Source organism: Lacrimispora amygdalina (assembly GCF_900205965.1).
GTDB classification, from domain to species: Bacteria; Bacillota; Clostridia; order Lachnospirales; family Lachnospiraceae; genus Lacrimispora; species Lacrimispora amygdalina_A.
The window spans coordinates 223,496-235,839 of record NZ_OAOF01000004.1 but is presented as its reverse complement, the minus strand read 5'-3'; the positions used below and the strand labels follow the sequence as shown (position 1 = coordinate 235,839).

The window sequence follows — 12,344 nt, the reverse complement described above, 5'->3', positions numbered from 1 at the left end:
AAATAGCCCCTTTGGGAATGATTATTATTAATATATTAGCTGTCTGGGGCAATGATTACAAAAGCCCCGCATAAAACCGAAAAATCAGTTTTTGCGGGGACTTTTTAAAAGAAAGATGTTTTTGATTCTCCGAACATGGACTCTACGTAGCTTCTCATTTCATTGCGGCTGTCAATCTCTTTTGCACCGTCAATAATTCGGTTTTGCTCTTCCTTGGAGAGTCCGGAAAACTGAATCATAATGTCCGAATGCTGGGCAAGTTCCATGGTAAATCCGATGGGAAGTTCTCTGTTATCAATCATGATTTTATCACCTCAAACATAGTTTGTTCAAAGTATGCGTAAAGTATACGAAAATGCATAATATTAAACGCTTTGCATAAATATACAAAAAAAGCCATTGAAATATCTGAAAAAAGAAAAATGATGCATAAAAAGTAGATGAATAAAATATAAAAAAACAGTTGAAAAATGTCGCAGGATAATGTATAATCTATTCAATTTGGGCTGATACCAGTCAGCTCAGAAAATACCCTTCGGGTATCCCTCTATGTCCAAAAAGCATGGACAATAATTAAGAAACACCCTTCAGGTATCCCTCTATGTCCAAAAAGCATGGACAATAATTAAGAAACACCCTTCGGGTATCCCTCTATGTCCAAAAAGCATGGACAATAATTAAGAAAGGATTGGGACTTTGCGTATGAAAGCTTTTTTAATACTGGAAGACGGCACTGTTTTTACAGGCACGAGCATTGGTTCAACACGGGAAGTGATAAGCGAGATTGTTTTTAATACTTCCATGACGGGTTATTTAGAAGTCCTCACCGACCCCTCCTATGCGGGACAGGCAGTTGTGATGACCTATCCTCTTATTGGTAATTACGGCGTTTGTCAGGAAGATATGGAGTCATGCAAACCTTGGCCGGACGGCTACATTGTCAGAGAATTATCTAGAATCCCCAGCAACTTTAGAAGCGAGGATACCATTCAGCATTTCTTAGAAATAAACGACATTCCAGGTATCAGTGGTATCGATACGAGAGCCCTAACAAAAATCTTAAGAGAAAAAGGTACAATGAACGGCATGATCACAACCCAGGAAGGATTTGATCTTGACGAAGTCATTTCGCGAATGAAAACTTATTCTGTCACAGGCGTTGTGAAGGCAACCACCTGTAAGGAATCTTATGTGCTTCCTGGTGAAGGCAAGCGGGTTGCACTGTTAGATTTAGGTGCCAAGAAGAATATTGCACGGTCCTTAAACGAGAGAGGCTGTGAGGTTACGGTGTATCCGGCAGATACGAAGGCAGAAGTGATACTTGCTTCCAACCCGGATGGAATTATGCTGTCAAATGGCCCTGGAGATCCAAAGGAATGTACAGAGGTCATTGAGGAGATCCGTAAGCTTTATGAATCCGATATCCCTATCTTTGCCATCTGCCTGGGACATCAGCTGATGGCACTGGCCACAGGCGCAGATACCCATAAACTGAAATATGGGCACAGGGGAGGCAATCACCCGGTAAAGGATTTAGAAACCGGAAGGGTTTATATCTCTTCCCAGAACCACGGATATGTGGTGGACGAGGAGACTGTGAATCCGGCAGTGGCAGTTCCTGCATTTGTAAATGTCAACGACGGAACCAACGAAGGTATGAAATATACAGGAAAGAACATATTTACTGTACAGTACCACCCGGAAGCCTGTCCTGGACCACAGGATTCCAGCTACTTATTTGACCGTTTTATAAATATGATGGAGGTGGCAAAGAATGCCTAAGAATCAGGATATCAAAAAAGTACTTGTTCTTGGATCCGGTCCGATTATCATCGGTCAGGCAGCAGAATTTGATTATGCAGGAACACAGGCATGCCGTTCTTTAAAAGAAGAAGGAATTGAAGTTGTTTTATTAAATTCCAATCCTGCAACCATCATGACAGATAAAGATATTGCAGATAAGGTTTATATTGAGCCACTGACCGTAGAAGTCGTGGAGCAGTTGATTTTAAAAGAAAGACCGGACAGCGTGCTTCCCACCCTCGGAGGCCAGGCGGGCTTAAACCTGGCGATGGAGCTTGAGGATAAGGGATTTTTCCAGAAGAACAATGTCCGCCTCATCGGAACTACAGCCCTGACCATAAAAAAGGCAGAAGACCGGGAGATGTTTAAGGAAACCATGGAAAAGATCGGCGAGCCGGTGGCTCCGTCTGATATCGTGGAGAATGTGGAAGACGGTTTAAGGATCGCGGAAGAAATCGGTTACCCCATCGTCCTGCGTCCTGCTTATACAATGGGTGGTTCAGGCGGCGGAATAGCGGAAAATCAGGCCCAGTGCCGTGAGATCCTGGAAAACGGACTCCGCTTATCCCGAGTGGGGCAGGTTCTGGTGGAGCGCTGTATTGCAGGCTGGAAAGAGATTGAGTATGAAGTGATGCGGGACGGCGCAGGCAATGTAATTACTGTCTGCAACATGGAAAACATCGACCCTGTAGGCGTTCATACAGGCGACAGCATCGTAGTGGCTCCCTCCCAGACGCTGGGAGATAAGGAATACCAGATGCTTCGTACCTCTGCATTAAAGATCATCAGTGAGTTAGGCATCACAGGCGGCTGCAACGTTCAGTATGCGCTTCACCCGGAGAGCTTTGAATACTGTGTAATCGAAGTAAATCCACGAGTCAGCCGTTCCTCAGCCCTGGCTTCCAAGGCAACCGGTTATCCCATTGCCAAGGTTGCAGCAAAGATTGCGCTGGGATATACTCTTGATGAGATTAAGAATGCGGTAACCAAGAAAACATATGCGAGCTTCGAGCCTATGCTGGATTACTGCGTGGTTAAGATGCCCCGCCTTCCGTTCGATAAGTTTTTAAGTGCGAAGAGAACGCTCGGCACACAGATGAAGGCAACCGGTGAAGTAATGAGTATCTGCACCAATTTCGAAGGCGGGTTAATGAAAGCCATTCGTTCTCTGGAACAGCATGTGGACAGCTTAATGTCCTATGATTTCACAGGACTTACCGATGACCAGCTGACAGAAACCCTTCATCTGGTAGATGACAGAAGAATCTGGGTGATTGCGGAGGCGTTAAGAAGAGGCTTTGCCTATGAACTCATTCATGACATTACAAAGATAGATGTCTGGTTTATTGATAAGCTGGCGATTCTGGTGGAGATGGAAGAAGCTTTAAAGAAAGGTCCTCTCACAACGGAGCTGCTAAAAGAAGCGAAGAGACTGGAATTCCCGGATACAGTGATTTCAAGGCTGACCGGTATATCTATAGAAGAAATCCATCAGACAAGAAAAGAAAATGGGATAACCGCAGCATTTAAGATGGTAGACACCTGCGCAGCTGAGTTTGCTGCAGAGACGCCGTACTACTACTCCTGCTTTGGAAGTGAGAATGAAGCGGAGGAGACGACAGGAAGAAAAAAGGTTCTTGTATTAGGCTCCGGACCAATCCGGATCGGTCAGGGAATTGAATTTGACTTCTGTTCGGTTCACAGTACCTGGAGTTTCAGTAAGGAAGGCTATGAGACCATTATTGTCAATAACAATCCGGAGACAGTCAGTACAGATTTTGATATAGCGGATAAACTGTACTTTGAACCTTTGACACCAGAAGATGTGGAAAGCATTGTGGATATTGAAAAACCGGACGGAGCAGTGGTGCAGTTCGGCGGCCAGACAGCCATCAAACTGACAGAGGCACTGATGAAGATGGGCGTACCCATTCTGGGCACTGCAGCAGAGGATGTGGATGCGGCAGAAGACCGGGAACTTTTTGATAAGATTCTGGAAGAGTGTCAGATTCCCCGGCCTGCAGGAAAGACGGTATACACAGCAAAAGAGGCCAAGGCAGCGGCAGCGGAGCTGGGGTATCCCGTTCTTGTAAGACCTTCCTACGTTCTGGGAGGACAGGGAATGCAGATTGCCATCTCTGACCAGGATATTGATGAATTTATTGCGATAATTAATCAGATCGCGCAGGAACACCCCATATTGGTAGATAAATATATTGTGGGTAAGGAAATTGAGGTAGATGCCGTCTGTGACGGAGAAGACATTCTCATACCGGGAATCATGGAACATATTGAACGGGCAGGCGTTCACTCCGGTGACAGTATCTCCGTTTATCCTGCCCAGAGCCTGAACGAAGCCATCAAAGACAAGCTTGTGGAATATACCAGAAGACTTGCAAGAGCACTTCATGTAAAGGGAATGATAAATATTCAGTTTATCGTCAGCGGAGAAGATGTCTATGTCATCGAGGTAAATCCCAGGTCTTCCCGTACAGTGCCATATATCAGCAAGGTTACAGGAATCCCCATTGTTCCCCTGGCAACCAGAGTTATCTGCGGACATACCATTAAAGAACTTGGTTATAAGCCGGGACTTCAGCCGGAAGCAGATTACATTGCTGTAAAGATGCCGGTGTTCTCTTTTGAAAAGATACGCGGCGCAGATATCAGCCTGGGACCGGAGATGAAGTCAACAGGAGAGTGTCTGGGTATTGCAAAGACCTTTAATGAGGCACTTTACAAAGCTTTTGCAGGCTCAGGAATCAAGCTTCCAAAGCATAAGAACATGATCATTACGGTAAAGGATTCTGATAAGGAAGAAATTATCAATATCGCACGCAGATTTAAAGATCAGGGTTACAAGATCTTCTCTACGGCCGGTACGGCAAAGGTATTAAATGATAACGGAATCAAAGCTTTCCAGGTACGCAAGCTGGAGCAGGAGTCCCCCAACCTCCTGGATCTGATTCTGGGTCATGAGATAGATCTGGTAATCGATACTCCGCCTCAGGGCGCTGACAGAAGCAAGGATGGTTTTGTAATCCGCAGAAATGCGATCGAAACCGGCGTGACCGTGCTTACGTCTTTGGATACGGCAGCTGCCCTGGTTACCAGTATGGAAAACAGAGCAAAGGAACTCACCCTGATTGACATTGCTTTAGTTAAAAATGTATAAGGAATTACAATATTATGGTGTTTTATATTAATAAACAGGCTGTTGAAATTAAAACCAGATTCGAAAACGCGCCCTTAACATCCCCCAATGAGGCGTGTGCGGCTATGGGAATGCTTTATAAGATCTATGGTCTGCCTGTTCCCGAAAAAAAAGAGATGGTCAGTGACATGAAGAAGGATTTTCATGACGCAGTTGGCGGACTTCCGGTTCCGTCGGAATATGCAGCTAAAATCATAACCCTTCTTGATGAGTATTATAAAGATGACCGGGTAACAGATGAAATCTATGAGCTGTTAAAATACAGCTATGATGAACAGCGGTAAAAGCGGAAAAGTCTACAGTTGATAAATTAAATGCGAAGTATATAATAAGGAAGTGTTTAATAAGCCGGATAATAAAAATCACCTTTCGTTTTTGTTTGAAAGGTGATTTTTATTTGGTTTATAAGCTTACATCTCTTTTTTTACAAACTGCTTGTCAAATTCGGGATTGTAATAATAAAAGTTCTTAGGATTCAGCGTAGTCTTTATTTTTTCCAGTGCTTCGCCGAATCTTTGGAAATGAACCACTTCCCTTGCCCGTAAAAATTTAAGTGGTTCCCGAATATCTGGGTCTGGAATGATACGGATTAAATTATCATAGGTGGTTCTTGCCTTCTGTTCCGCAGCCAGATCTTCTACCAGATCGGTAATGGCATCGCCTTTCGACTGGAATTCACAGGCATTAAAAGGAACTCCTGCAGCAGCTGTTGGCCAGAGTGCTGTGGTATGATCCACATAATAAACATCAAATCCGGCGGTTTTGGCCTGTTCCGCAGTCAGGTTTTTTGTCAGCTGATAAATAATGGAGCAAACCATTTCCAGATGCCCCAGCTCCTCCGTTCCGATATCGGTGAGTAGTCCTCCCACTTCCTTGCATGGCATGGAATACCTTTGGGAAAGATAACGCATGGAAGCTGCCAGCTCTCCATCCGGACCGCCAAACTGGCTGATAATCAGAGAAGCAGTTTTGGGACAGACATTTTTAATATTAACAGGAAATTGAAGCCTTTTTTCATAAGTCCACATCAGAATGCACCTCCTTCCCATGGAAGAGGACCGTCGCACCAGGTAAAATGCCTCTGGTCCGGATATTTAGTCTGGGTTTTTGTTTTGTTGTTGGAATCAGGGCAGATACAGTTCATGGTGAGTGGTTCAAAATTATCTGCATAGGTCTGCAATAGCTGTTTTCTCTGAGTCATTGCATCCTTGAATGCATTCAGCGCATTTTCATCCAGAGGATGGGTGTCCAGATAAAGATTTAAATCATTTACGGTAAAACTGATTTCTGTTATTTGGTTAAATAAACTTTTTTGATCAATCATGGCTGTTCCCCTCCTGTCACATAAAATGGCAGATCCAGGCTGGGAAATATTGTTCCGTGTTTTAAAGCAGTTTTTGGATCAAATGGCTGTTCCCAAGGCTGCATGGGAATGGTTGCAATGGCTAATACTACAGTTTGACTGGGTGTTGCAGTTTCACATTCATTTACAGCTACTGAATTCATATTAACACTCCCTTCTGTTGATGTTTCATTAACTCTTTTTTATTATGGTTCAAATTAAAAAAAATACGATGCAAAAATTATCCCATTTATCCCAATGCGATGTTATTGTAATAAATGGAAAAATGAAATATAATAGAGATAAAGTCAATGAATTGACAGAAAATGTAAAACATTAATGACGGGAGAGCAGAGGATTGAGTGATAAAAAATTTGCAGTATTGATTGATTCGGATAATATATCCGCAAAGTATATTACGTGTATACTGGATGAGATGACCCGATATGGAGTGATTACCTACAAAAGAATTTACGGTGACTGGACAAGCGCCCAGATGGGCAAATGGAAGATGGAGCTGCTTGAGAATTCCATTACACCGATTCAGCAGTTTTCCAATACAGTAGGAAAGAATGCAACCGATTCCGCTCTGATTATCGATGCCATGGATTTGCTTTATACTGATAATGTAGATGGATTCTGTATTGTATCCAGTGACAGTGATTTTACCCGTCTTGCCAGCCGTTTACGGGAATCCGGTAAGGAAGTTATTGGAATGGGAGAGGAAAAGACTCCCAAATCGTTCCGCGCTGCCTGTACTGTTTTTACCAATCTGGAGATTTTGCTGGACCAGGATGAAGAGGGAACCGGAGGCGGAGCCATCGGAAAAGAGGTGATTGAACAGGACATTGCTTCGATTATTCTGGAAAATGAGGACAAGAACAAAGCAACCGGCCTGGGTGAAATCGGGAACCGGCTTGTTAAGAAATATTCGGATTTTGACGTAAGAAATTATGGATACAGCTCTTTATCCAAATTTCTGGAGGAGATGGAAAGCTTTGAACTGAGAAAGACCAGCAATGTGGTTACTGTACGGATCAAGGACAACCGGACCAGAAAACAGGAACTGGACGATTACGCAGTGAAACTGGTAAAAGGAAGCGGAAAGAATGGCATGGAGCTGGCTGCTCTTGGCAATGGCATGCATCGTAAATTTACAGATTTTAAGGTTAAGGATTACGGCTATTCTACATTTTCCAAATTTGTACACAGCATTTCACAGCTGGAGGTCCGGGAGAATAAAAATAACAGTAAATCCGTTTATATAAAATAATAAACAGGCTGTGACAGGGTGGCTTTGCGCTCCCGTCACAGCCTGTATGATTCTGTACGAAATCACCAGATTCCAAGTACCTTCTGCAGGGTAAGGCTCACGGCGGTAATTCCTGCCCAACAGCTAAAACCCAGGATGATCGGTTTTTTCCCCGTTTTCAGAAGATGGGGCAGATTTGTATTGGTACCGATGGCAGCCATGGCAAGTATAATAAAAAATTTGCTTAATTCCCTGATCTGGCCGGTAATGGAATGAGGAAGGGAAAAGAGAGTGGTAATAATGGAGGCCAGCAGAAAATACAGTACGAAAAAAGGAAATATCTTAGCAAGCCCTGTTTTCTGCCCGGAACCATTTCGTTCTTTTCTGGTCCTGTGAAAGGCCAGAAACAGAGTTATGGGTATAATGGCAAGTGTACGTGTCAGTTTCACGATGGTTGCAGCCTCCAGTGTATTGCTTTTGTAGATTCCATCCCAGGCAGATGCGGCCGCAGTAACGGAAGAAGTATCATTAATGGCAGTTCCTGCAAACAGTCCGAAGCCTTCATTGGTAAGACCAAGTGCGCTGCCAAAAGCAGGAAATAAAAGGGCAGCAGCAATGTTAAATAAGAAAATAACGGAAATTGCCTGAGCAATTTCGTGATCGTCGGCATCAATGACAGGTGCTGCTGCGGCAATTGCGGAGCCCCCGCAGATGGATGATCCGATTCCGATTAAAATGGCGCTTTTTTCAGGAACCTTTAACTTGTGAAACAGAACATAGGCGATCACAAGGGAGACTGTAATGGTGGAGGCGATAATGGGCAGGGATTGTCTGCCTTTTTGCAGCACCGTGGATAAATTCATGCCAAAGCCCAGTAAAATCACGGCATACTGAAGAATTTTTTTGGAAGTAAAGGTGACACCTGGCCGGAACTTCTCCTTTCCGGTGATAAAAGGCGCGGTTCCCATACCAAGAAGTATGGCAAAAACCGGTCCTCCCACAACAGGAACCAGTTTTCCAAGAAACCATGCGGGGATGGCAATCATCAGGCACACAAGCAGACCTGGAACATATTTTTTCATAAGTGAATTCCTCCTTTTCAATCTGAAGCAATTATAAAGGAGAAGTACAATAAAATAAAATTATAAATATTTATTAAATGATAAATATATGTTATGATTTAGCTAATACTACCGAGGAGGATACAAGATGCTGGATTTTCGTATGGATACGTTTCTTGCTGTCTGCAAACATATGAATTTTACAAAAGCTGCAGGAGAACTGAATATCACCCAGCCTGCAGTATCCCATCACATCAGACATCTGGAAGAGGAGTACAAAGTCCGCCTGTTTGAGTACAGCGGGAAGAAGATCAGCCTTACAGACAGCGGGAAAATACTACTGTCAGCCGCCATTACCATGAAAGATGATGAACTTCATTTAAAAAAGGTGATGAAACAGCAGTCGGAGAGAAGCAGACAACTGGTATTCGGAGCCACGATGACCATCGGGGAATATAAGATGCCAGATGCACTGATAAGATTTTTAGAGATATATCCCGATTCGGCGGTTCACATGATTGTGGCGGATACGAAGGAGCTATTGCAGAAGCTGAATGAAGGTGAAATTGAATTTGCTCTTGTGGAAGGTTTCTTTCAAAAGAAGGAGTATGATTTCCTGGTTTATGATTCCCAGCCCTTTGCAGCTGTGTGTGCGGCGGATTACCAGTTTCATAAGGAAGTGAAGAAGATGGAGGATCTTTTGGGGGAGCGTATATTTATCAGAGAGTCCGGTTCAGGTACCCGTTATGTATTAGAACGGTATCTGGAGGGAAAAAACCTGCTTCTTCAGGATTTTACCAGCCGGGTGGAGGTTAACAACATCGGCGCCATAAAGCAGATGACTGCTAAAGGGCAGGGGATTACCTTTTTGTATGAGACTGCTGTAAAACGGGAATTGGAGGAAGGTATTTTAAGAAAGATACATCTGGAAGATTTTGATTTGTCTCATGATTTTTCTTTCATCTGGAGAAAGGGAAGTATCTATAAAAATTACTATAAAAATATTTTTGACTTGTTCCGAACAGAGGGATAAGCGGCGAAAACCACGGAGGAATCAGGGTTTTACAGGACCTGGTAAAAAAAGAAAATAATTGACAAAAAAGTGTTGACAATTGATACAATTCATATTATACTAATGAAGCAGTCGGGAACGAGAGAAAATAAAAGCTCCTGACAGGCACTGGGATCTTAGCTCAGCTGGGAGAGCATCTGCCTTACAAGCAGAGGGTCACAGGTTCGAGCCCTGTAGGTCCCATTGATAAGCAGCCGCTTATCAGACAATTTAATATGGCGGAATAGCTCAGTTGGCCAGAGCACACGGTTCATACCCGTGGTGTCGAGAGTTCGAATCTCCCTTCCGCTACTTGTGGAAAACACATGTAAATCTAACACTTCAGTTGGATTTGATGTGTTTTTTTGTTTGCGGGAATAGACCGCAGGGAGAAATGGCCAGTATCAGAGATACTGGCCCGCCAGTACGATTAAACCTGGTTAAAATCGTCCTGAAGTACATTGGTAATATCTGTTTTTTCTATATCATAAAATTTAATCCAGTAGAAGTTGTTGTGGAAAACAGCACCAAGATCTTCTTTGCTTCCGAACCATTCAACATATTTAATCCAGCCGCCGTAAGGAGCGCCTGCAGGCTGATTGGTAGCGGGATCAATGGGATTCTGGCAGATTCCAAAGTCGTTTAATTCATACCAGCCGGTATCAAGCTGTACCCAGCCCTGCTGAGCGTATCCGTCTGCGTTGAAATAGTACCAGTTTTCCCCGACTTTTTCCAGTTTGCCTGCGGGATAAGTACCGTCGTCGTTCTCATACCACCACCCATTATCATTGCTCTTCCAGTCCGCTGCATAGGACGTCATGCTGAATGCTGCGGTCAATAACGCAGCAGCGAGAAATAATTGCATCTTTCTCATGTAAATTACCCCCGTAATTTTATTCGCTTGCAACAGGTCCAAAACCTGACCGGCAAATCTAAAATCATTATATAAAAATTAAGGAATAAATGCAAGAACCAATAAAATTCAGGATTCTGCCTGTTTCGACAGGAAGCCCGGACCATTTTCCTTTTTTTATATATTCATTTCTGTTGTTTTATGTTATACTTACTAATAGCAAAAAGCGGAGGGATTCCATGTACTATTTTATTGTTAACCCAAACTCCTGTTGTGGGCGGGGTAAAATTATCTGGGAAAAACTGGAACAAACTTTAAAAGATTCCGGCGTGGAATATCAGGCATATATAACGGAACGGTCGGGAGATGCTAAGTTATTTGCAAAAAAAATAACGGACGGCTGTAAGGAATCCAATGTGATTATTGCGGTTGGAGGAGATGGGACGGTTAATGAGGTCCTTGACGGATTTTCCATGTGCAGCTGTGTTACACTTGGGTATATTCCGGCGGGATCGGGCAATGATCTGGCAAGAAGCTTAAAACTTCCGCATAATCCGGTCAGGTGTCTGAACAAGATCCTGCACCCCAAATATTATAAACTGATGGACTACGGTGTATTATCTTACGGAGACAGTGAAATCTCCCACCGGCGTTTCATGGTCAGTGCCGGAATCGGTATGGATGCGGCAGTATGTCATAATCTGCTGTATTCCAGGACAAAAGGGCTGCTTCACAGGCTTCGGATCGGGAAGCTGGCTTATCTGCTTGCAGGTGTCAGACAGCTGATATCGGCTAAGCCATGTAAGGGATATGTACTGTTAAATGGTGTGCAGAAGATAGAGTTTAACCATGCTTATTTTATTTCCGCTCATATTCATCCATATGAAGGCGGTGGATTTAAATTTGCACCGGATGCAGATTATGAAGACGGCAGACTGTCGGTTTGCGTGATGAATAACCGGAAGAAGAGAAAGCTGGTTCATGTGCTGCTTAATTCCCTGATGGGAAGAAAATCTATAAACAAAGGAATCCGGTTTTATCACTGCGAAGAGATTCGTATTCATATGGACCGCCCCATGGCAGTTCATGTAGACGGAGAAAGCTGCTTTTGCCAGAGGGATGTGGAGATTCGGTGTATTGGTAAAAAACTTCGTATGATCGTATAAGATCTGATCTATTTATATAGGAAAGGAAAAATAATGAGAGTTGGACAGGGATATGATGTTCATAAATTTGCAGAAGGCAGGGATTTAATCCTGGGAGGAGTAACGATTCCTTATGAGAAGGGGCTTCTGGGCCATTCCGATGCAGATGTGCTTGCCCATGCAATTATAGATGCTTTATTGGGAGCTGCTGCACTTGGCGATATCGGGGAACATTTCCCGGATACGGATCCCAGATTTAAAGATGTTTCCAGCATAGAATTGTTAAAGCATGTGGCTGGTATGCTGGAAGAAAAAGGGTATGTAGTGGAGAATATTGATTCCACAGTCATTGCCCAGAAACCAAAGCTTTTATCATACAGACCCCTGATGGCGGAGAAGATTGCCGCTGCTCTTGGTCTGCCTGCTGATAAGGTGAGTGTGAAAGCAACAACAGAGGAAGGACTTGGATTTACAGGAAGAGGAGAAGGAATTTCCGCTCAGGCCGTTGCTCTTTTAACTTCTGTTGGAGATTACTGTTATGATGACAGAATGATGCAAAATGATTGTCAGGGCTGCAAAGGCTGCTGCAAACATGAATAACAGGAGAATAGAAGGGAGACAAC

The 12,344-nt window shown here is 43.5% G+C and carries 13 protein-coding genes and 2 tRNA genes; 9 read left to right on the top strand and 6 right to left on the bottom strand.

What is annotated here, in order from left to right; translation table 11 throughout:
* Positions 1–104: 104 nt before the first annotated feature.
* Positions 105–302, bottom strand: a complete 198-nt coding sequence (locus CRO04_RS07910) for a hypothetical protein (RefSeq protein ID WP_097003692.1) — start codon at positions 300–302, stop codon at positions 105–107.
* Positions 303–702: 400 nt separating this feature from the next.
* Here CRO04_RS07910 and CRO04_RS07905 point away from each other — a divergent pair, with 400 nt between their 5' ends.
* From CRO04_RS07905 to CRO04_RS07895, 3 genes are read left to right on the top strand one after another with little or no spacing between them, the layout of a single operon-like run.
* Positions 703–1,782, top strand: a complete 1,080-nt coding sequence (locus CRO04_RS07905; RefSeq protein ID WP_097003691.1) for a carbamoyl phosphate synthase small subunit — start codon at positions 703–705, stop codon at positions 1,780–1,782.
* Complete coding sequence (carB, locus tag CRO04_RS07900) at positions 1,775–4,978, top strand: carbamoyl-phosphate synthase large subunit (RefSeq protein ID WP_097003690.1); 3,204 nt, start codon at positions 1,775–1,777, stop codon at positions 4,976–4,978. Before CRO04_RS07905 ends, carB begins: the two co-directional genes overlap by 8 nt.
* Before the next feature lie 14 nt (positions 4,979–4,992).
* A complete protein-coding gene (locus CRO04_RS07895) occupies positions 4,993–5,301 on the top strand; it encodes a DUF3837 family protein (RefSeq protein WP_097003689.1) in 309 nt (102 codons plus the stop codon).
* Between the two features lie 126 nt (positions 5,302–5,427).
* On the opposite strand, the gene CRO04_RS07890 is transcribed toward CRO04_RS07895, so the two are convergent.
* Genes CRO04_RS07890 through CRO04_RS07880 form a run of 3 tightly spaced genes read right to left on the bottom strand, consistent with a single transcriptional unit; the run spans position 5,428 to position 6,523 of the window.
* A complete protein-coding gene (locus tag CRO04_RS07890) occupies positions 5,428–6,045 on the bottom strand; it encodes a manganese catalase family protein (protein ID WP_097003688.1) in 618 nt (205 codons plus the stop codon).
* Positions 6,045–6,341: a spore coat protein CotJB gene (locus tag CRO04_RS07885; protein WP_097003687.1), complete on the bottom strand. Its 297-nt coding sequence runs from the start codon at positions 6,339–6,341 to the stop codon at positions 6,045–6,047. The genes CRO04_RS07890 and CRO04_RS07885 overlap by 1 nt, the downstream gene beginning before the upstream one ends.
* Positions 6,338–6,523, bottom strand: a complete 186-nt coding sequence (locus CRO04_RS07880) for a spore coat associated protein CotJA (protein WP_097003686.1) — start codon at positions 6,521–6,523, stop codon at positions 6,338–6,340. Before CRO04_RS07880 ends, CRO04_RS07885 begins: the two co-directional genes overlap by 4 nt.
* A gap of 194 nt (positions 6,524–6,717) precedes the next feature.
* Between CRO04_RS07880 and CRO04_RS07875 the strand changes: the two genes are divergently transcribed.
* Complete coding sequence (locus CRO04_RS07875; RefSeq protein WP_097003685.1) at positions 6,718–7,632, top strand: NYN domain-containing protein; 915 nt, start codon at positions 6,718–6,720, stop codon at positions 7,630–7,632.
* A gap of 62 nt (positions 7,633–7,694) precedes the next feature.
* Here CRO04_RS07875 and CRO04_RS07870 read toward each other — a convergent pair whose 3' ends face one another.
* The gene (locus CRO04_RS07870; RefSeq protein ID WP_097003684.1) at positions 7,695–8,693 is read right to left on the bottom strand and encodes a YeiH family protein; all 999 of its coding nucleotides are present in this window, start codon (positions 8,691–8,693) and stop codon (positions 7,695–7,697) included.
* Positions 8,694–8,820: 127 nt separating this feature from the next.
* On the opposite strand from CRO04_RS07870, the gene CRO04_RS07865 reads away from it, so the two are divergent.
* The 3 genes from CRO04_RS07865 to CRO04_RS07855 all read left to right on the top strand — a co-directional run bounded on the left by CRO04_RS07865 (position 8,821) and on the right by CRO04_RS07855 (position 10,035).
* Positions 8,821–9,705 carry a LysR family transcriptional regulator gene (locus CRO04_RS07865; protein ID WP_097003683.1) on the top strand — a complete coding sequence of 295 codons (885 nt, stop codon included), beginning with the start codon at positions 8,821–8,823 and terminating at the stop codon, positions 9,703–9,705.
* Positions 9,706–9,854: 149 nt separating this feature from the next.
* Positions 9,855–9,927: transfer RNA gene (locus tag CRO04_RS07860), tRNA-Val, on the top strand.
* Between the two features lie 34 nt (positions 9,928–9,961).
* Positions 9,962–10,035: transfer RNA gene (locus CRO04_RS07855), tRNA-Met, on the top strand.
* Between the two features lie 118 nt (positions 10,036–10,153).
* On the opposite strand, the gene CRO04_RS07850 is transcribed toward CRO04_RS07855, so the two are convergent.
* Complete coding sequence (locus CRO04_RS07850; protein ID WP_097003682.1) at positions 10,154–10,597, bottom strand: hypothetical protein; 444 nt, start codon at positions 10,595–10,597, stop codon at positions 10,154–10,156.
* A gap of 218 nt (positions 10,598–10,815) precedes the next feature.
* Here CRO04_RS07850 and CRO04_RS07845 point away from each other — a divergent pair, with 218 nt between their 5' ends.
* Positions 10,816–11,742, top strand: coding sequence for a diacylglycerol/lipid kinase family protein (locus CRO04_RS07845; RefSeq protein WP_097003681.1), 927 nt, complete (start codon positions 10,816–10,818; stop codon positions 11,740–11,742).
* A 33-nt stretch (positions 11,743–11,775) separates the two neighbouring features.
* Positions 11,776–12,321: a 2-C-methyl-D-erythritol 2,4-cyclodiphosphate synthase gene (ispF, locus tag CRO04_RS07840; protein ID WP_097003680.1), complete on the top strand. Its 546-nt coding sequence runs from the start codon at positions 11,776–11,778 to the stop codon at positions 12,319–12,321.
* Positions 12,322–12,344 lie beyond the last annotated feature (23 nt).